Consider the following 23,254-nt stretch of genomic DNA (forward strand, 5'->3'; position numbering starts at 1 on the left):
TCGCTGACCTGTTCCGCGAGGCCGGCCTGCCTGACGGTGTCCTCAACGTCGTTCACGGTGACAAGGTTGCCGTGGATACGCTGCTTGACAGCCCGGATGTGAAGGCGATCAGCTTTGTCGGGTCGACCCCGATCGCGAAGTACATCTACGAGCGCGCGGCCGGTAACGGCAAGCGTGTGCAGGCGCTTGGCGGGGCGAAGAACCACATGCTCGTCATGCCAGATGCAGACCTTGATATGACGGCGGACGCCGCAGTGTCGGCAGCGTACGGTTCGGCCGGCGAGCGCTGCATGGCGGTCTCGGTCGTCGTCGCAGTCGGTGACGTGGGCGACGCACTCGTGCAGAAGATCGCTGACCGCATGGCAGACCTCAAGATCGGTGACGGCACCGACCCCGCATCCGAGATGGGCCCGCTCATCACGCAGGATGCGAAGGATCGCGTCGAGTCCTACGTCGCGGGAGCCGCAGCGGAGGGTGCAACGGTCGTCGTTGATGGGCGTGAGGCAGAGTTCGCGGGCGGCGGCTTCTTCACGGGTGTCTCGCTCATCGATCACGTGCAGACGAGCAGCAAGGTGTACCGTGACGAGATCTTCGGGCCTGTGCTCGCGGTTGTCCGCGTCGACAGCTACGAGGATGGGCTGCAGCTCATCAACGACCACCAGTTCGGTAACGGCACCGCGATCTTTACCCGCGACGGTGGCGTCGCGCGCCAGTTCGAGTTCGAGGTTGAGGCCGGAATGGTCGGCATCAACGTGCCGATCCCCGTGCCCGTCGGTTCGTTCTCCTTTGGTGGGTGGAAGGATTCGCTGTTTGGTGATTCCCACATTTACGGCCCCGAGTCGATCCACTTCTACACCCGCTCGAAGGTCGTGACGACCCGTTGGCCGAACGCTGAGCCGTCGAAGGTTGACCTCGGCTTCCCCAGCAACAGCTAAGAGTTCCCGCCGCTGGCGGCGCCCGGGCCGTGTGCTCGGGCGCCGCCAGCGCTGTCGTATGAAGGGTAAATATGTATACGAAGCACGAAATCCGTCGTTGGGCAGTGAGTCTCGCCGGGTTCTTTGGGCTGTCAGGCTTCATGTTCAGCTCTTGGCTGGGGAGGCTCCCGGCCATCCGAGACCACTTGGATGCCTCCACCGCACATCTGAGCCTGTTGGTGTTGTGCCCAGCGGTCGGATCGGTGATCGGGTTCACCGTCGCTGCCCGAGTGCTCGCGCGGGTTTCGGTGCGCACCTCGCTCTGGGCGTGGTTGGCCCTGCAAGCTGTGGCGCTCACGCTCGCCACAGCCTTGCTGTGGAGCGGTGGCAGCAGCGTGATCGCGGCAGGCGTCGTCATGGTGTGTTACGGCCTTGGGTTCGGCATCCACGATGTCGCCATCAACGTCAACGGCGGTGATGTCGAGCGGGCCGCGTCGCGGCCCCTCATGCCGATACTGCATGCCGCGTTCAGCTTCGGTGGGCTCCTTGCGTTGATCACCTGCTCGATCGCTGAGCGCTGGTCTGTCGCGTTTCCGATCCACCTCGGCGGCGTAGCGGTGCTTGTCATCGGTCTGAGCTGCATCGCGATTCGCCAGATTCCGCGGACGAGCCCCATCGAGCACGCTGTCGTTCCCGTCGCAGCATCTCCCGAGCGGCCAGCGCGGCCATACGTTGCGTGGCGGTCCCGACGGGTCTTACTGCTCGGCCTGCTCGCTGCGAGCATCTCGTTGGCCGAAGGAAACGCCAACGATTGGCTGTCACTATCGCTGGTGGACGAGCACGGTTTTAGCCGTGGGGAGGCCGCGCTCACGCTGAGCAGTTACTTCGCCGCGATGACCGTGAGCCGGCTCGCTGGCGCGTACCTGTTGCACCGCTTCGGCAGGGTTCCGATGCTGCGGCTCACCTCGCTGTGCTGCGCAATTGGTGTCTTGACGGTCATGGTGTCCCATGTCCCAGCGCTCACCGTGCTCGGGGTCGTTGCCTGGGGGATCGGCTCGTCACTCGGGTACCCAGTTGCGCTGTCCGCTGCGGCGGACAATCGCGTCACTGCGACGCAGGATGTCGCCGCGGTTGCAGCTATCGCATACACCACGATGCTGCTCGGCCCGGTACTCGTTGGCTTCCTCGGGGAGGCTGTTGGCATGCGGCTCGCCTTTGTGCCGCTGCTCGTGATTGTGCTGCTGGGAACCCTCGCAATTGGTGCAGTACGGCCACCAAAGCGTGCGGTCTGAAATCGGTGAAACGTGAACGGTCGCGCGAGCCACAGACGGCTCGCGCGACCGTAACTACTAGTTGTAGATCGCCCGGTACAGCGTTTCGATATCTGCTGCGGTCGGCACCCGAGGGTTATTCAGGTGCGACCCGGAAGCAATTGCCTGCTGGGCCATCTCCGGAATCGCGGCTTCCCAAGCTTCCGCTGTCACGCCAAAGCGCTGCGGAGTAGGGACTTCAAGCTCCAGCTTGAGCGCCTGCAGCTCGCGCACGAGCGACTCCGCTGCAGCCGCGTCAGACGCAGCCGCATCCGCGACACCCAGCGCCCGCGCGCACGCCGCGTAGCGGTCGTCTGCAGCGCCAAGGGAGTATCGTGTGACCTCCGTGAAGAGCATGGCGTTCGCCATGCCGTGCGCGACGTGGAAATGTGCTCCGATGGGGCGGCTCATGGCGTGCACCAGCGCTACGCTGGCGTTCGAGAACGCGATGCCAGCGTACGTAGCGGCCTGCATCATCGCAGCACGGGCTTCAACGTTCGCGCCATCGAAGTACGCCGTGCGGAGGTGCTTACCGATCGCCCCGATCGCGCCGAGCGCCAGCGCGTCGGTGAAACCGTTGGCTTTCTTGCTCACGTACGCCTCGACAGCGTGGGTGAGCGCGTCGATACCCGTGTCTGCGGTCAACCGTGCTGGCATCGTCAGCGTGAGCTCGTAGTCGACCACGGCGGCGACGGGGAGATACGACGGGCCGCCGCAGAGCATCTTCTCGCCGGTCTCGTCATCGCTGATGACCGTGAACTGGGTGGCTTCAGAGCCGGTGCCAGCCGTAGTCGGGATAGCGACAATCGGCAGAGCCTCGCCCGCGTAGGAGACGGGGGCCTTCAGGTCTCGCATCGATCCACCGATGACCGCGAGCACGGCAAGCGCTTTCGCCGTGTCGATCGGGCTGCCGCCGCCGAGGCCGATGACAATATCAGCCCGGTGGTCACGAATCATCTCGAGCCCCAAATCGAGCGAACCGCTCGTCGGGTCTGGCACCGTGCCGCTGAAAATCACGGCGTCGATGCCCTGGGCGCTCAGATCATCGACAACGCTCTGCGCGACACCGGTGGTGGCGAGGAACGCATCGGTGACCACTACCGGGCGCGAGGCGTCGAGGGACTTGACGACCTCGCCGACCCGTCGGATCGCGCCGCCGCCAACGTGCATCCGCGGCGGGACCGCGAGCGTGCGCACGGTGCGTGCGGCGGACTCAGCGGTCATTTCTCTGCACCTTGCTGTCGTGCGGCCCAGGTGATGCCCTGGCGCATGAGGCGTTCGACGGCGGGCTCGGTGAGGTCTTCAAGGTAGTGTCCGAGCGCGCTGTAGAAGACGCGACCGGCGCCCCACGTCTTTACCCATGCCTGCGGCATGACCTGGCCGTCAAGCCACGGCATGTGTTCGCCATCGAACGTGGTCTCGAGGAGAACATGATTCCGCGGATCCACGTTCATGTAGTACTGCTCGCTTGCAGCCTGGAAGTCGGTGACGCCCTCGGTGACTTCGTGGTCGCCGTCTGTCACGCGCACGGGGTGCGGGTGACGCACGCCTTCGCCTGCCGGGTGGTAGAAGACGTCAGCGCCAAGCATCATGTGGTACATGACGCTGCCGCGGAACGCCGCCCCTCCGCCGTGCCACGATACGAACCCGGTGCCCTGCTCGATGGCACCGAGCAGGTGCTGCTCCTGTGACGGCGTGAGCGTCTCGCTCAGCAGTGCGTTGTTCCAGTTGTTGACGATGAGGTCAAAGCCCGTAAGGTCTTGGTCGAGCGCAAAGATATCGTTGCTTTCGACAACCTCGAAGTCGAGCTCCGTGAGCAGCTCTCTCGCCCATTCCGCTACGCCGTATGGGTTGTGCCCTGGCCAACCGCCGTACAAGTACAAAACGCGCTTCGACATTTCTCGTCCTTTCGTGTGAGGTGCAAGTTCGGGGTGGCGCGGTTGTTCCGCGCCACCCCGTTTCTGCGACTTAGAAGCCGCGGTTCTTCACATACGTGTCGCGCTTCTCGCCAAGGTACGCGGGAACGGTGATGTCCCACCACCCCGTCTCGTGAAGTTTCGTCCACGGCAACGCGTTGGCGCTCATGATTTCCACGACGTACGGTCCCTGTGCGGCGATCCCGCGCTCAACCGCTGCGAACACGTCTTCCGGCTGCTCGACGCGCTCGCCGGCGACCCCCATCGACTTCGCGAATTCCACCGTGTTGAGGAAGTAGGGCTCCCCGCTTGCGTGCTTCCACTTCGTGATGAGTGTTCGGTCGTCCCCGAAGAGGTTGATCTGGAGATCCTTGATCGCTTCCCAGCCACCGTTGTTCATAACGATGACAACGAGCGGAACTCCGAGCATCGCCGCCGCGGCAAGCTCAGTTCCGGTCTGCAGCAGGCTCCCGTCGCCGATGTACGCGACCACTTGCTGCTCAGGAGCCGCGATCTGTGCCCCGATGGCCGCTGGCAGCCCGAAGCCGATCCCCGACATTCCGCCGGCGACGATGTTGGTCTTCGGCTCGTAAATGGGGAATTCGTTGAAGGCGCCGTTCGCCGGGTTGCTCGAGTCGGTCACCCAGATGGCGTTGTCCGGCAGCGCCTTGCGAATGTCGACCATCGCGCGAGAGTTCGTGACCGGGGTCACCGCAGCCTCGCGCGCAGGGCGCAGGTATTCCTCCCACTCCTGCTTCAGGAACTGCAGTTCCGCGAAGTACTCCGTGTCGTGGTAGTCGAGCTCGGTTTCCCCGAGCTCTTCCAGCAACACGGCCAGCGTCGACTTGGCGTCGCCAACGATTCCGACGGTCGCCGGGTAGTTGCGGCCGATCTCGAAGGCATCGATGTCGATGTGCACGAGCTTCGTCTCGGGGAAGTTGAACGTGACGCCGTTGCGGTACGAGGACGTGATGCGGTCGCTGAAGCGCGAACCGATAGCGACGATCACGTCGGCCTGCTTGGTGACGGCGTTGCCGGGGATCGACCCGAGGTCGCCACACGGCCACGCGTACAGGTCGTGCCGCGCCGACACAGCTCCCTTGCCCATGAACGAGTGCGTTACCGGGGCGCCGAGACGCTCTGCGAGCGCGACAACCTCGCCACTCGCGTCCGCGGCGATGACGCCACCGCCGGCGAGGATCACCGGGCGCTTCGCGGAGCGAAGCAGATCCGCCGCCTGGCGGATGGCCGCACGGCTACCCTCCGGGCGAGCCATCTCTGCCGGCGCACCGTCGAACGGCTCGTACACGCCTGCCTCGGCCTGCAGATCCTGCGGCACATCGATGAGTACCGGCCCGCGACGACCCTCGCGCATCGCATTGAACGCCTGCGCCATGACGCGGGGGAGCTGGCCAAGGTTGGTGGGCCGCCACCAGCGCTTCACTGCCTTCTCGATCATCGCACCCCACGCATTGCCGTTGGGTCGGTCGATCTCCTGCAGTACCCCGCGGTTCTCCATGTAGGTGTGCACCGAACCGGTGAGCACGATCATGGGCTGCGAGTCTGAAAACGCTGTCACGATGCCGGTCACGGTGTTCGTCGCGCCAGGGCCGATCGACGTGCACACCGCTGCGATCTTCCCCGATGCGCGGTAGTACCCGTCAGCCATGTGCGCGGCGCCTTGCTCGTGCATTGCCTGCACGACGGTGATCTCACCCTCGCGATCGACGAACGCGTCGAGCAGCGCGGTGTTGCCGTGGCCAGGCACAGCGAATACGATCTCCACACCCTGGCGGATAAGGCTATCGACGATCATCTGACCGCCGGTAAGAATCTGGTTCGACATGTCTGTCTCCTTCGTATGAGGCTTAGCGAGCTTCGCTGGCTCGGATGGTTTCGACTACGCGAAGCGCGTTCGCGGTGATCGTCAGTACGGGGTTCGTCGCAGTCGACGAGGGGAAAATCGAGCTGTCAACAGCCCAGAGGTTTTCGAGGTCATGCGACCTGCAGTTGCGGTCGACAACCGATGTCTCCGGGGTGTCGCCTGCGACGAGAGTGCCGCACATGTGCGAGTTCGTCGCGATACCCATCACGCGGGTGAAGATGAACGGGTATCCCGCCTTGCGGACGACGCGGGCAACATTCTTCACGAGCTGACGGTGCGCGCCATAGTTGTTGCGCTTCCAATGCACGAAGATCTTGCCGTCGCGCACCTCCGCACGGTTCTCCGGGTCAGCGACATCCTCTGAGATGAGGCAGAAGTCGAGGCTGCGATCGGTGACCATCTTCAGGATGAAGCGCGGCAGAAACGGGAAGAAGCCCTTCAGCGTGTCAGCGCTGAGCTTGCCGAGCATCTGCATGTTTCCGAGCGGCGGGCGGTCACCGTCGCGGAGGTACCAGTCGTTGACCGCGATGGTTTTCTGCCAGGACGTGCGGTTCTTCCTGAACGGGTTGATGCCGACAAGGAACGTGGTGTTGTGCACCATATAGTTCCTCCCGACAAGGCCAGAAGAGTTCGCGATGTCTGACTGCAGCAGGAGCGCGGCGGAGCTGACTGCGCCAGCGCCGAGCACGAACCGGTCTGCGATGATCGTTACAGGCTTGCCATCGAGCTCTGCTTCTGCGGCAACCACACGGTCGCCGGTGTCCGATCGCAGCAATCGCGTGATTCGCAGCCCGGTGACGAGCTGAATCTGCTGATCCTGCTCAAGCGCAGGCTTGAGCAGCGAGTTCCAGGCATCGGACTTGCGGTCAGCAAAGCTCGGGGTGCCGTCTGACCCTGCCTCTTCGAGGCGCTCAACGTCGTTCGCAAAGTGGATGCCGTTCGCAGAGTGGTAGGGGTGAAGCCCCTGGCGCTTGAGCGCATCCGAGAATCGCTCGATCTCGGGCTCGTGTTCGATCGCCGGGAACGGGAAGGGCTCACTGTGGTGTGGCTCAGTGGGATCCTCACCGAGCTGACCGCGCACGCGGTAGAGCTGTTCGGCGCGCGTGTAGTACGGCTCGAGCTCATCGTAGGAGAACGGCCAGGGCTGCGCGACGCCCTCGTCCATCTCGACGCGCTCGAAATCCTCGCTGCGGAACCGCGGCAGGGCGGCGCCGTAGAACTTCGTGTTGCCGCCGACGTAGTAGTACGTGCCTGGCGTGAACGGCTTCCCGGTTGCGGCGTCGATCCATGGCTCCACATTTGTGTAGCGCTTCTGAACGTACATCGCTGTGACGATGTTGTCTTTTGCGACGTTCGGAATGTGGCCGCCGCGCTCGGCGACGAGCACGTTCAGGCCCGAGCCGATGAACCCGTGTGCCGCACCCGCACCGCCGGGGCCCGAACCGATGATGAGGACGTCGGTTCGCACGACCCCATCATCAGTGAGCGCCTGCTGCGGCGTGAAGGGGGATGGAGTGCTGCTCGTCATAGGAGTTCCTCTCGACGTCCAGTATGCGTCTGGCTCAACGTAGCCCCTCGGACCATGCCGGCCATTCGCCGGTGAACCGTGCTGCGCGAATGTCGCCCGACCGGGCGTGCCCCTCGAATCGCTCGGCGCGGGCAGCGCGACCAAGCAGTGCGCCGAGGGCGGCGCTTGCCTCGTCCGTGCGAACCTCCTGGTAGGTCACGGTCTTGAGGTACTTGCCGACCCAGAGCCCACCGGTGTAACGTGCTGCGCGCATGGTGGGGAGCACATGGTTGGTGCCGATCACCTTGTCGCCGTATGAGACGCAGGTGCGGTCTCCGAGGAACAGCGCACCGTAGTTCTGCAGCTGCTCCAGCGCGAGCCGTGGCTCCGCGGTGAGCACCTGGACGTGCTCGCTCGCGTACTCATCAGAGATGCGGAATGCCTCTTCGAGGTTGTCCGCGACGATGACCTCGCCGACTGTTTCCCAAGCCTTGCCCGCGATTTCCCGCGTTGGCAGTACCTCGAGCTGACGCTCGACCTGGTCGATGACTGCTGCGGCGTTGGCCTGCGAAGTCGTGACGTAGACGGCGGGCGAGTCTGGACCGTGCTCGGCCTGGCTGAGGAGGTCGACTGCCGCGAGGAACGGGTCGGTGGAATCGTCACCGATGATGAGGACCTCTGTCGGTCCGGCGAACAGGTCGATGCCCACGCGCCCGAAGAGCTGACGCTTCGCCTCAGCGACGAACGCGTTGCCGGGGCCAGCGATCACGTCGACTGGGTCGATCGTTTCGGTGCCTACGGCGAGCGCGGCGATCGCCTGCACGCCACCGAGCAGGTAGATTTCGTCGGCGCCGGCGTAGTGGATCGCCGCAACGCTTGCCGCGGGGATCTCACCGTTCGGAGCTGGGGTTGCGGCGATGACACGTTGCACGCCGGCTACCTTGGCGGTCACGATGGTCATGTGCGCGGAGGCGAGGAGCGGGTAGCGGCCCCCGGGTACGTAGGCGCCGACGGCGCCAACCGGGATGTTCTTCTGGCCGAGGAAGACGCCAGGCTCGACTTCGGACTCGAAGTCTGTGATGGAGTCGCGCTGCAGCTTCGCGAACCGTTCGACGTTGCGCTGCACCGTCTGAATGTCTTCCAGCGTCTGCGGGTCAACGCCGGAGATGATCTCCTGGATCTCGCTCTCCGAAAGGCGGAACGATTCCGGGGAGTAGCTGTCGAACTTCACCGAGTAGTCGCGCAGCGCTGCGTCGCCGCGATTCTCGATATCGGCGATCACAGTTTTCACCGTATCAGTTACCGTGGCCTGAGCATCGGTGCTCTGCGCGTCCGTCTGCCGGGGCTTCTTAAGGTGAAACACGCCATACCTACCGTTCTTTTTCCGAGGTCGTTCATCTGCAAACTTCACGGAGCGACATTCCTGTGCTAGAAACGGGTCTCCGTTGACATTTCGATGATTTGTTACATCTACGATTCTCAGCGAACGTGGCCCTTCCGCACAGACTCACATGGTGAAGCATCTAGATGATTTACTTCCCAGTGTGTGTACAGTGTCGGTATGGCTCTTACGATTCAGCAGGTCCTCGAGATAGACCTGCTGCAGGAATCTGGTCCTCGCGTGTTAACGGGGGAGGAACTCCTGCAGCGCGACGTGAGCTGGGTGCACTCCTCGGAGATCCCCGACATCGCCCGGTTTCTTCGCGGCGGTGAACTGCTGCTCACCGCCGGTCTTGGCATCGGTGCAACGGCTCGCGACCAGCGCCGTTTCATCTCAGAAGTTGCGGCCGCTGGTGCTGCTGCGCTGGTGATCGAGGAGTCGGGGCGCATGTTCACGCGCGTCCCCGAGGCGGTCGTCGATGCTGGCCGAGAGCACGGACTCCCGGTGATTGCGTTGGAGCGGGAGGTGCCATTCGCTGGCGTTTCTTCTGCGGTGCACTCGATCCTCAGCGATCAGCGGGTTCGTACACTCACCAGGGAACGAGAAGTGGAGACGATCTTCTCCGAGTTGCTCCTCATGGGTGCGGACTCGGTCACGATCGCGCAGACCGTCGCCGACGTGTCTGGCTGCGACGTTGTGGTGGAGAATGTCGCCCACCGCGTCGTCGCGTATACGGGGAGTGATACCGGGCTGCTCGCGCAGTGGTCGCAGCACACTCGCTCCCATCACATCCAGGAGCACACGTGCGTGCAGCGCCCGATCTTGATGCGAGGGCAGCCCTGGGGGTATCTGCACGTGTTCCCCGGCAACGACGAGCAGCATCCCCTCCCGGAGGCGCCCTTTGCCGCTGATCGCGCGGCAGCGGCGATCGCGATTTCAATGCTCACCGACCGGAGCCGTGAGGCTCGGGAGCGCCAACGTAGCGCGGCCCTCGTCTCTCGTCTCCTGCTCTCGGAGTTGACCGGGCCCGGCTTTGTCGAGCAGGCACGCAGGTTGGGCTATCAGCTCAACCCGAACGCGCTCATGGTCGCCGTAGCCAATAAGGAACCCGGCGTCGAGTTCGACACGTCTGCGGTGCGAAAGCGTACCGACCTCATCGCAGCCGATATGGGCGAGTACGCCCTCGTGGTTTCTGACACTCTCGGCTCGGACACCGATATCGCTGGCCTCTTCCCTGGGGTCACGCGCGGCATCGGGGTGAGCCGTCAGGTTGACGTTCGCACGCTCGCGACAGCGTTCACTCAGGCAAGGAGTGCAGCCTCGGTGCTGGCCACCCACCTGACAACGCCGGTGCTGCACTTCGATTCGTTGGGCGTCGAACGCATCCTCATCGCCCTGGCTCAGGGGCCGGAGCTCGCGAGTTTCGTTGAGGACGAACTCGGCCCGCTGCTTGAGAAAGACGCGAACTCTTCAGTGCCGCTGCTGCCGACGCTGCGCGCATTTCTCGAGGTCGACGGGCGCAAGAGCGAGGCGGCCAACCGGTTGTTCATTCAGCGGCGCACGCTGTACAACCGGCTGGTGAGGCTCACCGAAATTCTTGGCCGTTCGCTCGAGGATCCCGCGAGCAGGCAGAGCCTGTTGCTCGCGGTAAAAGGGTTGGATCTGCTTTCGGGTCGTTAGCGTGTGTCACTGCGCTCGCCGCAGTTGGCCTGGCGGGATGCGATCCAGCCAGGCCAACCGCTTCCCGGTGAGGCGTTAGGCGGCCCGCGGCGCCGCTGCCGCCGCCGAGCGCAATAGCGGCTTCGTTGCGGTCAGCGCGAGCACGACAAGCATGACCCCGGCAGCAACGGACCCGATGACCACGGCGATCGAGAGCGGCGCAATGATGATCGCGAGGCCGAGGAGCGGGAGCACGAGCATGCCAGCCAGGATCGCAGAACCCAGCGATGCGAGCAGCAGCGGCAACATGGTCGCCTTCCTGCGGGCGGCATCCTGCACCTCGAGCGGAGTGCCCATCACCGCGAGTGACTGGGACACGTCGCGCCGGTCGAGGATCTGGGCTGCCTGCCCGACCCCGACCGAGCAGGCGACCATCACGAACGAGGCGATCACGGTGATGACGATGCCCGTGCGGATGTCGGCGACGGGGAAGGCATCCGCGCCTGCTGCGGAGTCGTCGACCGAGTCGAGCAGCGCGACGCCCGAGCCCGCGAACACGGCGACGAAGCTCGCCATCGCAACCCCAGACACCTGCCGCCACGCGGCGCGCGGCGACTCGAGCACCTGGCGGGCGGCCAGCAGATCGGCTGGGCGCTGCGCCCGCTTAACGCGCGAGCGGCCGAACATGCCGAGCACCCACGAGCCGATGAGGTCGAGGGCGAGCAGCGCGATGCCGAACGCGAACCCGAGGGCGCCGATCATCGCAATGATGCCGCCGACCTGCCCAAATCCATTGATCGCGTTCACGACGACAACGGCGGCGAGTACCCCGACGACCGCGATGAGGGCCTGCACCCAAGCGAGCTTTGGCGCGGTCTGCTTGAGCGCGACGCCGAGGGGCGAGATCACCACGCGGCGCAGGCTGAAGACGGCGCTCAGGGCCGCCACCGCGGTCACACCGAGGAGAACGAGCAGCGCGTGCAGCGGTGGCAGCGCTACGCCCGCGGCGCCGAGCGGTTCGCCGCGAAAATGGATGAGGCCGACGAGGGGTGCTGCCGCGTAGGAGACGGCGACGCCGATGATCGCCCCTGCGAGGGCGACCCCCGCGGCCTCGATCACGGCGAGCAGCGCGGTGGATCGGCCGGTCATCCCGAGCAGTCTGAGCACGGCAAGTCGATCGTCGCGCCTGCGGGCAGAGAGCCGGGCGGCTGCGCTGCCGAGCGAGACGAGCGGGACGATGAGGAGGACGAGCGCGAGCGCCGCGCAGAACCAGTAGAGCGGGGCGAGCTCGTCGTCGTAGCCCCAGAACGTCTGGGCGCCGCCGAGGACGATCGCGAGCAGCGCGGTGACGCTCGCGAATGCGATGAGGGGGAGCACGATCCCCGAGGCGCCCTGCCTGCTCGGGCGCGAGAGGAGCGGGAGTACCTGGGCGATCATCGCTGTGCCCCCGTACCATCGGCGCTGAACGGCTGCCCCGGGTGTGCCTGCTGCCCTGGGGTCCCCGGCTGGCCCGGGAACACCAGCTGCGCGGGGTATCCCGGCTGCTGCACCGGGTAGCCCGGTTGCTGCACTGGAGCCGGTTGCTGCACCGGGGCGGGCTGCTGCACCGGGGGCGCATACCGCACCTGGTGGCCCGCGGCTGCGGGTGGCACGGCGGGGCTTGCCTGGCTGGCCGCCGTGTCGGCGACGATCCGCCCGTCCGCGAGCGTGACGACCCGCTGGCAGCGAGCGGCGACGTTCGGGTCGTGCGTGACCACGACGAGGGTTCGGCCGTTGCCGGAAGTGGTGTGGAGCAGCGCGTTCATGACGTCCTGCGACGTCTTCGAATCGAGCGCGCCTGTCGGCTCGTCGGCGAAGATCACTCGCGCGCCAGTGACCTGCGCGCGGGCGATCGCGACGCGCTGCGCCTGGCCGCCCGAGAGCTGCCCGATCCTGCGATCTTCGAGCCCCGCGAGTCCGAGCGCGGCGAGCCACTGCGCAGCCGGCCCGACCGCGTCGCGCTTCGACATGCCGTTGAGCATGAGCGCGAGCGCGACGTTCTCGACTGCGGTGAGCTCGGGGATGAGGAGGCCCTGTTGGAACACGAAGCCGAACTGCTCGCGTCGCAAGCGGCTGCGTTCGCCGTCGGAGAGCCCGCTGATGGGATGGCCAGCGAAGCTCACCGTGCCCGAGTCGGGGGTGAGGATTCCGGCCAACATGTGGAGGAGGGTGGTCTTACCCGAGCCCGACGCGCCCATGATCGCCGTCGACGTGCCCTCAGCGAGTGCGAGGGAGACGTCGGCGAGTGCCCATGTGCTGCCGTACTGCTTGGTAAGTCGGTCTGCGTTGAGGATCACATTCGTCATACCACCCACTTTCGCTGCTGCCAACGTTCCGCGCGTCATCCCGGGGTGCCAAGCGCGTGGTACTCCAGTACCCGCGAGCTTTCCTAAACGCGGTAAACTGCGAGGCGTGTCTGAAACCAACGAACGCACCGAGCTCATGGCCAAGCAGCGCATCGACGACAGCTTCCCCACACTGTGGGACGAGCTGGAGTGGCGCGGGCTGATCCACGTATCGACTGACGGCGAAGCGCTGTCTGAACTGCTTGAGGGCGAGCCGTTCGCGTACTATTGCGGCTTCGACCCGACCGCGTCGAGTCTGCACCTCGGGCACCTCGTGCAGCTGCTGCTCATGCGCCGGCTCCAGCTGAAGGGGCACAAGCCCCTCGGGCTCGTCGGCGGATCGACGGGGCTCATCGGCGACCCGCGCCCGACGTCGGAGCGCACGCTGAACTCGCGCGAGACCGTCGCGCAGTGGGTGGATTCGCTCGGGGAACAGGTCTCGAAGTACCTGAGCTTCGAGGGCGACAACGCCGCGCGCCTCGTGAATAACCTCGACTGGACGGCGCCGCTCAGCGCCATCGATTTCCTCCGCGACATCGGCAAGTACTTCCGCGTCGGCACGATGATCAAGAAGGACATCGTCGCGAAGCGTCTCGATTCTGACGAAGGCATCAGCTACACGGAGTTCAGCTACCAGATTCTCCAGGGACTCGACTTCCTTGAGCTTTACCGGCAGTACGACTGCAAGCTGCAGTCGGGCGGATCGGACCAGTGGGGCAATCTCACGAGCGGCACCGAGCTCATCCGCAAGGCCGAGGGTGCGAGCGTGCACGCGATCGGCACCCCGCTCATCACGAATGCTGACGGCACGAAGTTCGGCAAGAGTGAGGGCAACGCGATCTGGCTGAACCCCGAGATGTGCTCGCCGTACGCGTTCTACCAGTTCTGGCTGAACCAGGCTGATGCTGACGTTGTGGATCGCCTGAAGGTGTTCACGTTCCTCACGCGCGCCGAGATCGAGGACTATGCGACGCAGGTCGCCGAGGAACCGTTCAAGCGCGCGGCGCAGAAGCGGCTCGCGCTCGAGGTGACGACGCTCGTGCACGGCGCCAAGGCGACGCAGGGCGCGATCGACGCTTCGGCGGCGCTCTTCGGTCAGGGCGAGCTCACCGCGCTCGACGAGATCTCGCTCACCGGCGCTGTCGCAGAGCTCCCGCAGGCTGAGGGTGCTGCCGGCGCGAGCATCGCGCAGCTCCTCGTCGACACCGGTCTCGTGAAGGGCCTCGGCGAGGCCCGCCGCGCGATCGCGCAGGGCGGCGTCTACGTGAACAACGTCAAGGTTGAGGCTGATGACGCGGAGCTCGCGGACGCCGACCTGCTGCACGGCAAGTTCGCCGTGCTGCGCCGCGGCAAGAAGACGCTCGCGGCGGTGCGCGCGTAGTCGCTCGCCGGCCCGCCTGAACCGGGTGTGGATCGCTCTCGCGAGCGACTCCGCACCCGGTTTTGCGTGTGTGGGGTCGTGCGGCCGCGGATCCGCCCCCACGACCATCCATGGGCGTATTGGAAATGCACAGCAACGGCCCAGGGTGCGGGCTCGCCCGTGTCAGGAATCCACAAGCGGCGCGGTGACGGGCGCGCGCCACTGCTAGCGTCTGACGCTATGGAAACCCCTAAACAGCGCCGTTGGGTAAAACGAACGATCATCGGCGGAGTACTCGTGCTCGCCCTCGCCGCGACCGCGTTTTTCGTGCTCGCACCAGGCATCGCCGAGAAGAGCATGAACGAGGTAACGGGCGACCCGATCCCCGCAGTGAGCGACGAGGCCCGCACACTGCACGCCGAGCTCGCGGTCGCCGACCTCCACTCGGACACCCTCATGTGGGATCGCTCGCTGAACACGCGTGCGGATCGCGGGCACGTCGACCTGCCGCGGCTGCAAGACGGCAATGTTGCGCTCCAGGTGTTCTCGTCGGTGTCGAAGTCGCCGAAGGGGCAGAACTACGACTCGAACACGGGCGATACCGACAACATCACGCTGCTCTCGGTCGCGCAGCTGCAGCCGCCACAGACCTGGTTCTCGCTGCTCGAGCGCTCGAAGTACCACGCGGACAAGCTGCAGAAGGACGCCGCCGCGTCGGACGGTGCGCTCCGCGTCATCACGAACCAGCAGGAGCTGAAGGCGCTCCTCGCGGATCGGGCCGCGGGGGATCCCGTCGTCGGTGCCCTGTTCTCGGTCGAGGGGCTGCAGAACCTCGAGGGCGATCTCGCAAACCTCGACGTGCTCTTCGACAAGGGCATGCGCATGGCGGGCCTCACGCACTTCTTCGACAACGAGCTCGCCGATTCGATGCACGGCGTCGGCAAGGGCGGGCTCACCGAGATGGGAACCGAGGCGATCGCCCGCATGCAGGAGAAGGGCATCGTTGTCGACGTCGCCCACGCGAGCCACCAGGCGATCGCCGAGGTGCTCGAGATCTCGACGAAGCCCGTCGTCGCGAGCCACGGGGGAGTGCAGGCGACGTGCGACGTGAACCGCAACCTCACCGACGACGAAATCCGGGGCATCGCGAAGACCGGCGGCGTTGTCGGGGTTGGCTACTGGGACGCCGCGGTCTGCGAGCTCACCCCTGAGGCTGTCGTCGACGCGATCGACCACGTTGTGAAGATCGGTGGGATTGAGACGGCGGCGCTCGGCAGCGACTACGACGGCTCGACGGAGGTCGCGTGGGACACGAGCGAGCTCGCGATCATCACGCAGGAACTGCTGACCCGCGGGCACAGCGACGATGACATTCGGGCGATCATGGGCGGCAACACGCTCCGGGTGCTCGCCGAGACGCTGCCGGCGAGCTAGCCGAGCTGCGGTTCGCATGGCGGGTGAGCTGGCTGCGCACCGCGCGCCCGCTCACCTCGCCGTGCCAGCCGTGCCAGCCGCGCTGATCCTGTCGCCCTCGCCGTACTGCTCCTTGAGCATCCGCAGATTCGCCCAGGTGTCGACGCGCGCGATCTCATTGCAGGAGCGCAGTTGGTCCGTGAGATGGAGGATCTCATCGTGCGAGCTTCCGGAGAGCGTCGCAATGAGGTCGTAGCCGCCGGAGGAAACGGCGAGGAACTCGGGGGCGAGCTCCCGAACGCGGGCGAGCGCTGGCCCGATCGGGCCGCGCACCTGAATCCCCGCCCCTACGGTGAGCGCGGCCGCGTGGCTGCCGCGGGTCGGGATCCCAACCACCTTTACCGCCCCGTTGTCGGTGAGCCTCGTCAAGCGAAGGCGGGCGCCACTGGCTGAGATTCCCGCGGTGTCGCCCAGCTGCCTGAACGTCGCACGCCCATCGCGTTGGAGGTGCCGAACGATGGCGCGGTCGGCGTCGTCGACGACGAATCCGGTGCGGCCAGTCCGGAGCGGCGAGTACAGGTTGATTTCAATGCTGTCGTAGTGGTGAACCCGCAACTCACGGACGTTGGGGAGCTGCCGGATCGTGTCGATGGTGTCGCGCAGGTGGGGGTCGGGGCCAGCCCGCAGCTCGGCATCGAGGGCATAGCTTCCGGTAATTTCCGCGACGAAGGTGGTTTCCGGCATTGCGACGACCGCAGCTCGCGCCTCGCTGATGGGGCCGTCGAGGGCGATCTGCACGTAGGCGAAACGTTCGAGGCCAAGCAGGTCAGGGCTCACCGAAACCGTGATCCGCAGCTCTTCGCGTTCCAACGCTGTCTGGACGATGTGGGTGACGACACGTCGTGTGCTGCCGTGCTTGGCCGCGATATGCGCGTAGCTTGCCCGTCCGTCTTGCCTGAGCTCGTCAAGCACGCGGGCCCGTAGCTCGTCGGTTGCTCCGATAGATTCCACGCTCAGCCTCCAAACCGATCAGGGGGACAAGTGCATTTGCGCACCTCTAGCCATCTTAAACCGCCATCTATGAACCCAGATGTTCCCAACGTGAACGTTTCAGCATTTATCACCGAAAGTAGGTGCGTTTTCGTTTGCAAAGCTCGGGAGGGCGACTTAGGCTTTCTGCGACTTACGAAGCTGTATCACGGGGGACTCACAAGGAGGTCGGACCCACATGTCTGAATATACGGAGTTGGAGCTCGAACTTGAGCGGCGACTGACCATACTCGAAACCGAGGAGGCCGCTGACCCGGTCCATGCCGCGATGAGCGGGAGGAGCCTTGCGCTCTTCCTCACCGTCGCAGCCGTGCTCGTCATTCTTCCTGCGCTGTGGGTTGCGCTGTGAGCGGCCGGCGCGGGGTGGGAATCGACGCCGAGGTCGCAAAAGAGGCGACCTATGGGTCGCTCCCGCTGCTGAAGCACGAGCGCACGTGGAGCGGTGGCGACTTCAGCTGGGTCACGCTCAGCCTCGCGATCGCGACGTGGGCGTTCCTCACGGGCGGCTCGACGGTGCTGCTTGTTGGGTTCACTGACGGAATTGCTGCGATGCTCATCGGCAACAGCATCGGGCTTGCGATCATGGTGCTCGGCAGTGTGCTGTTCAGCCAGCGGCTCGGGATCGAGCAGTACAAGGTCCTCAAGTCGGTGTTTGGCGTCATCGGTGTCGGCATCGTCGTGTTCATTGTTGTGCTGCTCACCGAGATGGGGTGGACGTCGCTGCTGGGCGTGATGTTTGGCAGGGCTTTCACGGAGATCTCGAACCAGCTCGCTTCGGCACGGAGTTTGTTCAGTTCGGCCCGGTCGTCACGGTATTCGCGCTGCTCGCGATCTTCGTAGGCTGGATCATCCTGTCGCGTGGCCCGGTGACAATCAGCAAGCTCAACCGATTTGTTGCCCCCGGGCTGCTCGTGGTTGTCGTGCTCATGATGGTGTTGCTGATGACGCACTACAGCTGGTCCGATCTGCTCGCCGCAGAACCCATTGCCCCGTTCGCAGACGAACAGCTGAACTTCATGATGGCGGTCGAGTTTAACCTCGGCGCTGGACTGTCGTGGTGGCCGGTGATGGGCACGCTCGCGCGGCTCACGCGAGGCCCTCGCGCAGCTGCGTGGCCGGCATATGCGGGAATCCTCGTTGGCACAGTCGTCGCCCAGCTCGTCGGGATGGCCGCGGGACTGCTCTTTGGCCAGGCGGATCCCACCGCGTGGATGGTGCCGCTTGGCGGGCCAGTGCTTGGCGTGCTCACGCTGCTGTTCGTGGGGTTCGCAAACATCACCAGTATGGCTTCGATCGCCTACTCGACCGTCCTCGCCGTGAAGCAATCGAGCGGCAAAGTGTTGTCGCGTGTGCGGTGGCCAGTGCTCGCTGGCGGGTTCCTGTTGCTGCCAGCTGTGCTGAGTTTCTTTCCCGCGTTCATGTATGAGCAGTTCATGACCTTTGTCGTAATCAGCGGCGCGTTCATCGCAGCGATTTGTGGGGTGATCATTGCTGACTACTTCCTCGTCAGGCGGCAGGTCGTCCCGCTGCGTGCGCTGTACGCGAGCGGCAAGCGTGACCCGTTGCGGTTCACCGGCGGGATCAATATCGCCGCGATCGCCGCGGTAGTGCTTGCATCCGGTTTCTACCTCTGGGTTTACAACCCGATCACGCTTGAGACGCAGCCCATGTTCCGGTTTGCGACGGCAACGGTGCCCGCCGTCGCCATCGCCATGGTGAGCTATCTTGCGCTGAACTTCCTGCTGTATGTGCGCCGCGGCCGCGGTGCGTACGGTGGTCAAGACACTTTCGCGGCCGCCGGAAGGAAGTAGCCATGACACAGTCGATAGAGGTTCACGCAGCGGTCTACCGCGGTGACAACGGTGACCGGCTCACCGTCGAGCCGCTGCTGCTGGCTGCGCCGGAACATGGCGAGGTGCGGATCGCGGTGCGGGCGGCGGGCGTCTGCGGATCAGACCGGCACGTCATTGACGGTGAATGGAACGTACCCTTGCCCGCGGTGATGGGGCACGAGGCTGCTGGCGTGGTCGAAGCGATCGGGGCCGGCGTGCGGGAGCTCGCAGTCGGCGACCACGTGATCGTGGCGTGGCACCAGGCATGCCAGCGCTGCGCGGAGTGCACTGGCGGGAAGCCCTGGGCGTGCATGCGGGTGAAGTCAAATGATTCGCAGCTGCCAGACGGGACGACTCGCTGGCAGACGCTCGACGGGGATGCGGCGTGGCCCTACCTCGCCGTTGGGGCAATGAGCGACCACATTGTCGTCCCGGATTTCGCGGCGATCAAGGTTGACGAACGGGTGCCGTTCGATGTCGCGAGCCTCATCGGCTGCTCCGTCGGAACGGGGTATGGCGCGGTGGTGAACAATGCCAAGGTCGTTGCGGGGGAGTCCGCGGTGGTCGTTGGTGCTGGCGGAGTCGGGCTGTCGATCATCTCAGCGCTTCGGCTCGCGGGGGCGAACCCGATTACTGCCGTCGATGTCACCGAAGAGAAGCTCGAAGAGGCGCGGCGCGTTGGCGCGACGCACGGGCTGCTCGGAGGGGCTGAGCTTGCCGAGTCAGTCGCGGCGCTCACCGCAGGCGGCGCTGACGTCGCCTTTGAGGCAATCGGGCGGATCGGCACAATGGAGCAGTTGCCTGGCCTGCTCCGGCCCGGTGGTCGCGCCGTATTCGTCGGGTTGCCACCTGAGGGGCTCGAGCTGCGGCTCGATGCCCTGCAACTCGCCTACGATGGCAAGACGATCATCGGATCAAACTACGGCGGCCTTGTCCCCGCAAGGGACTTCCCGAGGGTTGCCGCGGCCTACCTCTCGGGGGAATTGCCGCTCGACGATCTCATCAGTTCTCGTGTCGCGCTCGAACAGGTCAACGACGCGTTTGATGCAATGCGCCGCGGCGAGCGGACGAGGAGCGTCATCGTGTTTGAGGGAGCCGAATAGGCGAGGAGTTTGCCGCGTGGGTGGCTCGAGCCAGTTGCCCGCGCGTCCGCTCCCGCGCGTCCGCTCCCGCGGGTTAGCGCGACCCGCTCCACGCGGCTGGCACGAGGATCCACACGATCTCGGCGCCCGCGTCGCCCGCCCGCCAGGTGTGCGGGGTGCGGCCGGGGAACGTGAGTGTGTCGCCAGCGGCGAGCGTGGTGGTGCGATCGGAGAACCGCACGTCGACCTCGCCAGCAACCACGTGGAGCGATTCGACGTCGCAGCTGACGGTGTAGAGCTCGTCGCCGCCCGAGCCGTTCGGCTCGACGCTCGACCGGAGCACCTGCACACGCTCCTCGGCCCGCGGGGTGACGAGCCTCTCGTCTGCGCCGATGCCGCCCATGTTGATGCGGGGCGCGTCCGCGAGGGTGACGAGCTGCACGTCCGGCTCCTCGAACAGTGAACCGATGGGCAGCGAGAGCGCCTGGCAGAGCTGCACGAGGGTCGGCACGCTTGGGAGTGTGTCGTCGCGTTCGATGCGGCTGATGAAGCCCTTGGTGAGATCGGTCGCGGCAGCGAGCTGCTCGAGCGTGAGGCCCTGGGCCTGCCGAGAGCTGCGAAGCTTCGCGCCGATCTGCACCTGTGTTTCGGCCGAGGTCGGGTGGATGGGTCGCACGGGTGGCCCCTTTCGGCTGCGGGTGATCGGGCGCGTTGACGCTCTCGCGCTCTCAGTCTATGCTGGAGACAAGTTCACTCATAGTACCCAAGTGTTTACTGTGAGACAACATCGAAGGAGAGAAAACCTGTGACCGAACACACTCCGCAGGGGCCAGTAGACGCGAGCCTCACCCCCCGCTACGCAGGGATCGCGACGTTCGCGAAGCTGCCACGCATCGAAGACGTTCCCTCGGCTGACATCGCCGTCGTTGGCGTGCCGTTCGACACCGGCGTGAGCTTCCGCCCCGGCGCCCGCTTCGGCCCCTCGCACGTGCGCGAGGCATCGCGCCTGCTGCGCCCGTACAACCCGGCACAGGACGTGTCGCCGTTCTACATCAAGCAGGTCGTCGACGCTGGCGACATCGTCGCGAACCCCTTCAGCCTCGACGAGGCAGTCGCACAGATCGAGACCGCAGCAACCGAGCTCGGCGAGAAGGTCGACAAGATCGTCACCGTCGGCGGCGACCACACGATCGCCCTCCCGCTGCTGCGCGCGATCAACAAGAAGCACGGCCCGGTCGCCGTGCTCCACTTCGATGCGCACCTCGACACGTGGGACACGTACTTCGGTGCCCCGACGACGCACGGCACACCCTTCCGCCGCGCCTCCGAAGAGGGCCTCATCGACATGACCGCGTCGATGCACGGCGGCACCCGCGGGCCGCTCTACGGCAAGCAGGACCTCGAGGACGACGAGATGCTCGGCTTCCAGATCGTCACGAGCGAGTTCATCGAGGAGCACGGCATCCCGGCGGCGCTCGAGAAGATCCGCACGCGTGTGGGTGACAAGCCGCTGTACATCTCGATCGATATCGATGTGCTCGACCCCGCACACGCCCCAGGCACCGGCACCCCAGAGGCCGGCGGCCTCACGAGCCGCGAGATGCTCCGCCTCATCCGCGGCCTCGCCGACCTGCACATCGTCGGCGCCGACGTCGTTGAGGTTGCACCCGCCTACGACCACGCGCAGATCACGGCGGTCGCGGCGAGCCACGTCGTGTACGAGCTCGTGAGCGCGATGGCCGCGCGCGACTAACGCGCGCCGTTAGCGATCTGATCTGGCCCCCGGCACTGCGCCGGGGGCCAGATCTGTATCGAGGGCGGTGAGCGCGAGCAGGATCCGCGCCCGCTCGAGCGGATCGTCGAGGTCGCGGCCGAGTCGCTGCTGCGCCTCGCCGACGAGCCGCCGCACCGTGTTGCGGTGCAGGCCGAGCTCGCGTGCGCTGCGATCCCACGAGCCGTGCTGCCGCAACCAACACGTGAGCGCGGCGCGCTGCTCGGCCGCGGCCTCGGTGAGGAGCGGCGCGAGCCACTGCGCTGCCGCGACACGCGCCACCGCAGGATCGGCGGCGGCGGCAAGCGGCCACGCCGTCTCGGCAGGGGGAGCGTTCCCGTCGACGTGAGTGCCGACGTGCAGCGCCGCCCGCGCGAACTCCTCCGCCTCCTGCATCGCCGAAGGCAGCTCGAGGAACGACCGGGGCCCGCTGACCGCGAGCAACCAGCCGAGCTGCTCCGCGTGCTGAAATTCGCTCGGCGTTGGCGGGCTGCCGACGAAGGCGCGCAGCTGCTTCGCGCGGTGCTCAGCGAACGGGGTGTGCAGCAGCCGTCGCAGCCAGTTCGTGTCGGACGCAACCGTCTCGCCGACGGGCACCGGATCGCTGCCTGGTGGAAGCCGTGGGTTGCGCATCGCGATCACGGCGTGCGCGGTCTTCGTCCCCCCGCCAAATGAGTTCCCGAGCAGCCTGGCGAAGCGTTCGCGCTCAGCGCCGAGGATTTGGGATCCGTGCCGCTCCATGAGCAGCTGCATGAGGAGCTGATCCACCGCCATCGACTGCGCCGCCGGAAGCTGCAGCAGCAAGCCGACGAGATTCGCAGCGAGCTGCAGGGCGGTGAGATCGATCCGCGTGAGCCTGGGGGAACGACCGACGGCGAGCACCGCGGTTGCGTCCGCGCCGCGCCCACGCGAGCTGCGCGGGGCTGCCGCGTGCGCGGCGACCTCGTAGTCGGTGCCCTGAACGGTGATGGAAGTGAACACCGCGCCCGCGCCGCCGCGTGCGCCGCGCGGGCGGTGCAGGCGCTCATCGAAGTCGGCGAAGAGTTCGCCGAAGCGGGCGCCGGCTGGGGTGTCGCCGCCGAGGTACAACTCATCACCGATGCGCAGCGCGGCCCAGCTACCCGGTTCGGCGGCGAGACGCTCGACAAGTCGCTGTGCGGGCCGGTGCTGGAGCATCGCCTCCGTGAGGTGCCGCGCGAGCGTGTTCATGTGCTCGAGCGCGCGGGTGCGCTCGGTCTCAAGCGCACGGTTGAGGATGCTCGTGACGGCGGCGAAGTAGATCGGGGGCGGGAGCACGATGAGGGGGAAGCTCGTGGCCTGGCACGCCGCGAGGAGCGTCGGCGGAACCTCGGCGTGGACGGGCTCGAGGCCGAAGACGAGCGCGGAGACCCCCGTGGCGCGCAGCCGGTCAACGTACGCGCGGTCGTGTGCCTCGTCGCCGGAGAACGCGAGCCCCGTCACCATGAGGAGGTCGCCAGGGAGCATGTACAGCCCGGGGTCTTCGAGCTCGATCACGATGGAGGACGCGACGGGTGTGCTCCTGATTTGGGCGGCCAACCGCGGGTCTGCCGCGAGCACCTCTGGGGCGGGCGAAACGACGGCCGCCTGCAGCGACGATTCGTCGAGGAGCGTCGCGAGCGGAACCGTCGCACGGTCGAGATATTCGGGGCCGTCGTGCATGCCTGCTCCTCTGCTCGGGATATTTCATCCTATCGGGGCGCGAACATAGGATAAAACGCCGTCGTATTCCGCGCGAATCGTGAGTACCGTCCTAGAAGAAACACGCAGTC

Annotated in this window: 19 protein-coding genes and 1 pseudogene; 10 read left to right on the top strand and 10 right to left on the bottom strand. The window is 65.9% G+C overall.

Features of this window, described 5'->3' with window-relative positions; translation table 11 throughout:
* The coding region (gene mmsA, locus SD72_RS14370; protein ID WP_042545160.1) for a CoA-acylating methylmalonate-semialdehyde dehydrogenase at positions 1-935 on the top strand (935 nt) is incomplete at its 5' end.
* Between the two features lie 71 nt (positions 936-1,006).
* Positions 1,007-2,206: an MFS transporter gene (locus SD72_RS14375; protein ID WP_052492732.1), complete on the top strand. Its 1,200-nt coding sequence runs from the start codon at positions 1,007-1,009 to the stop codon at positions 2,204-2,206.
* Between the two features lie 57 nt (positions 2,207-2,263).
* Here SD72_RS14375 and SD72_RS14380 read toward each other — a convergent pair whose 3' ends face one another.
* The 5 genes from SD72_RS14380 to hisD form a co-directional block, all read right to left on the bottom strand.
* Positions 2,264-3,448 (bottom strand): iron-containing alcohol dehydrogenase, encoded by a 1,185-nt coding sequence (locus tag SD72_RS14380; RefSeq protein ID WP_042545161.1) that lies wholly within the window; start codon positions 3,446-3,448, stop codon positions 2,264-2,266.
* Positions 3,445-4,122: a ThuA domain-containing protein gene (locus SD72_RS14385; RefSeq protein WP_042545162.1), complete on the bottom strand. Its 678-nt coding sequence runs from the start codon at positions 4,120-4,122 to the stop codon at positions 3,445-3,447. Before SD72_RS14385 ends, SD72_RS14380 begins: the two co-directional genes overlap by 4 nt.
* Positions 4,123-4,192: 70 nt before the next feature.
* Positions 4,193-5,986 (bottom strand): thiamine pyrophosphate-binding protein, encoded by a 1,794-nt coding sequence (locus SD72_RS14390; RefSeq protein ID WP_042545163.1) that lies wholly within the window; start codon positions 5,984-5,986, stop codon positions 4,193-4,195.
* Between the two features lie 22 nt (positions 5,987-6,008).
* A complete protein-coding gene (locus tag SD72_RS14395) occupies positions 6,009-7,553 on the bottom strand; it encodes a GMC oxidoreductase (RefSeq protein ID WP_042545164.1) in 1,545 nt (514 codons plus the stop codon).
* A gap of 34 nt (positions 7,554-7,587) precedes the next feature.
* Complete coding sequence (hisD, locus tag SD72_RS14400; protein WP_332307510.1) at positions 7,588-8,943, bottom strand: histidinol dehydrogenase; 1,356 nt, start codon at positions 8,941-8,943, stop codon at positions 7,588-7,590.
* A 150-nt stretch (positions 8,944-9,093) separates the two neighbouring features.
* Between hisD and SD72_RS14405 the strand changes: the two genes are divergently transcribed.
* Positions 9,094-10,593, top strand: coding sequence for a PucR family transcriptional regulator (locus SD72_RS14405; RefSeq protein ID WP_042545166.1), 1,500 nt, complete (start codon positions 9,094-9,096; stop codon positions 10,591-10,593).
* 75 nt (positions 10,594-10,668) lie between these two features.
* Here the strand turns inward: SD72_RS14405 and SD72_RS14410 are convergent, their stop codons facing one another.
* Together SD72_RS14410 and SD72_RS14415 are read right to left on the bottom strand one after the other, a co-directional pair.
* Positions 10,669-12,009, bottom strand: coding sequence for an FtsX-like permease family protein (locus SD72_RS14410; protein ID WP_042545167.1), 1,341 nt, complete (start codon positions 12,007-12,009; stop codon positions 10,669-10,671).
* Positions 12,010-12,233: 224 nt separating this feature from the next.
* Positions 12,234-12,917 (bottom strand): annotated as a pseudogene (locus SD72_RS14415) (ABC transporter ATP-binding protein); the annotation flags it as partial.
* 136 nt (positions 12,918-13,053) lie between these two features.
* Here SD72_RS14415 and tyrS point away from each other — a divergent pair.
* Complete coding sequence (tyrS, locus tag SD72_RS14420; protein ID WP_084767253.1) at positions 13,054-14,337, top strand: tyrosine--tRNA ligase; 1,284 nt, start codon at positions 13,054-13,056, stop codon at positions 14,335-14,337.
* Between the two features lie 219 nt (positions 14,338-14,556).
* Positions 14,557-15,750 (top strand): dipeptidase, encoded by a 1,194-nt coding sequence (locus tag SD72_RS14425; RefSeq protein WP_042545169.1) that lies wholly within the window; start codon positions 14,557-14,559, stop codon positions 15,748-15,750.
* 51 nt (positions 15,751-15,801) lie between these two features.
* Here the strand turns inward: SD72_RS14425 and SD72_RS14430 are convergent, their stop codons facing one another.
* The gene (locus SD72_RS14430) at positions 15,802-16,740 is read right to left on the bottom strand and encodes an Lrp/AsnC family transcriptional regulator (protein WP_042545170.1); all 939 of its coding nucleotides are present in this window, start codon (positions 16,738-16,740) and stop codon (positions 15,802-15,804) included.
* Positions 16,741-16,957: 217 nt separating this feature from the next.
* Between SD72_RS14430 and SD72_RS17810 the strand changes: the two genes are divergently transcribed.
* Genes SD72_RS17810 through SD72_RS14440 form a run of 4 tightly spaced genes read left to right on the top strand, consistent with a single transcriptional unit; the run spans position 16,958 to position 19,714 of the window.
* On the top strand, positions 16,958-17,128 hold the full coding sequence (locus tag SD72_RS17810; RefSeq protein ID WP_157000611.1) for a hypothetical protein: 171 nt from the start codon (positions 16,958-16,960) through the stop codon (positions 17,126-17,128).
* On the top strand, positions 17,125-17,619 hold the full coding sequence (locus SD72_RS18355; protein ID WP_232299805.1) for a hypothetical protein: 495 nt from the start codon (positions 17,125-17,127) through the stop codon (positions 17,617-17,619). The genes SD72_RS17810 and SD72_RS18355 overlap by 4 nt, the downstream gene beginning before the upstream one ends.
* A gap of 11 nt (positions 17,620-17,630) precedes the next feature.
* Positions 17,631-18,590, top strand: a complete 960-nt coding sequence (locus SD72_RS18360; protein WP_232299807.1) for a cytosine permease — start codon at positions 17,631-17,633, stop codon at positions 18,588-18,590.
* Positions 18,591-18,592: 2 nt separating this feature from the next.
* Positions 18,593-19,714 carry an alcohol dehydrogenase catalytic domain-containing protein gene (locus tag SD72_RS14440; RefSeq protein ID WP_052492733.1) on the top strand — a complete coding sequence of 374 codons (1,122 nt, stop codon included), beginning with the start codon at positions 18,593-18,595 and terminating at the stop codon, positions 19,712-19,714.
* A gap of 73 nt (positions 19,715-19,787) precedes the next feature.
* Here the strand turns inward: SD72_RS14440 and SD72_RS14445 are convergent, their stop codons facing one another.
* A complete protein-coding gene (locus tag SD72_RS14445) occupies positions 19,788-20,369 on the bottom strand; it encodes a helix-turn-helix domain-containing protein (protein ID WP_042545171.1) in 582 nt (193 codons plus the stop codon).
* Between the two features lie 129 nt (positions 20,370-20,498).
* Here SD72_RS14445 and speB point away from each other — a divergent pair, with 129 nt between their 5' ends.
* Positions 20,499-21,446 carry an agmatinase gene (gene speB, locus SD72_RS14450; RefSeq protein ID WP_042545172.1) on the top strand — a complete coding sequence of 316 codons (948 nt, stop codon included), beginning with the start codon at positions 20,499-20,501 and terminating at the stop codon, positions 21,444-21,446.
* Between the two features lie 9 nt (positions 21,447-21,455).
* Here speB and SD72_RS14455 read toward each other — a convergent pair whose 3' ends face one another.
* Positions 21,456-23,144 carry a PucR family transcriptional regulator gene (locus tag SD72_RS14455; RefSeq protein ID WP_042545173.1) on the bottom strand — a complete coding sequence of 563 codons (1,689 nt, stop codon included), beginning with the start codon at positions 23,142-23,144 and terminating at the stop codon, positions 21,456-21,458.
* Positions 23,145-23,254: the final 110 nt, after the last annotated feature.

The organism is Leucobacter komagatae, from assembly GCF_000834055.1.
GTDB classification, from domain to species: Bacteria; Actinomycetota; Actinomycetes; order Actinomycetales; family Microbacteriaceae; genus Leucobacter; species Leucobacter komagatae_A.

What these genes read in the sequence shown, in the direction of transcription:
- SD72_RS14410 (WP_042545167.1), bottom strand. Translation starts at nt 12,009, where the DNA reads ATGATCGCCCAGGTACTCCCGCTCCTCTCGCGCCCGAGCAGGCAGGGC.
- SD72_RS17810 (WP_157000611.1), top strand. Translation starts at nt 16,958, where the DNA reads ATGTCTGAATATACGGAGTTGGAGCTCGAACTTGAGCGGCGACTGACC.
- SD72_RS14375 (WP_052492732.1), top strand. Translation starts at nt 1,007, where the DNA reads ATGTATACGAAGCACGAAATCCGTCGTTGGGCAGTGAGTCTCGCCGGG.
- SD72_RS14395 (WP_042545164.1), bottom strand. Translation starts at nt 7,553, where the DNA reads ATGACGAGCAGCACTCCATCCCCCTTCACGCCGCAGCAGGCGCTCACT.
- tyrS (WP_084767253.1), top strand. Translation starts at nt 13,054, where the DNA reads ATGGCCAAGCAGCGCATCGACGACAGCTTCCCCACACTGTGGGACGAG.
- SD72_RS14380 (WP_042545161.1), bottom strand. Translation starts at nt 3,448, where the DNA reads ATGACCGCTGAGTCCGCCGCACGCACCGTGCGCACGCTCGCGGTCCCG.
- SD72_RS14385 (WP_042545162.1), bottom strand. Translation starts at nt 4,122, where the DNA reads ATGTCGAAGCGCGTTTTGTACTTGTACGGCGGTTGGCCAGGGCACAAC.
- SD72_RS14405 (WP_042545166.1), top strand. Translation starts at nt 9,094, where the DNA reads ATGGCTCTTACGATTCAGCAGGTCCTCGAGATAGACCTGCTGCAGGAA.
- SD72_RS14425 (WP_042545169.1), top strand. Translation starts at nt 14,557, where the DNA reads ATGGAAACCCCTAAACAGCGCCGTTGGGTAAAACGAACGATCATCGGC.
- SD72_RS14440 (WP_052492733.1), top strand. Translation starts at nt 18,593, where the DNA reads ATGACACAGTCGATAGAGGTTCACGCAGCGGTCTACCGCGGTGACAAC.
- SD72_RS14455 (WP_042545173.1), bottom strand. Translation starts at nt 23,144, where the DNA reads ATGCACGACGGCCCCGAATATCTCGACCGTGCGACGGTTCCGCTCGCG.
- SD72_RS14390 (WP_042545163.1), bottom strand. Translation starts at nt 5,986, where the DNA reads ATGTCGAACCAGATTCTTACCGGCGGTCAGATGATCGTCGATAGCCTT.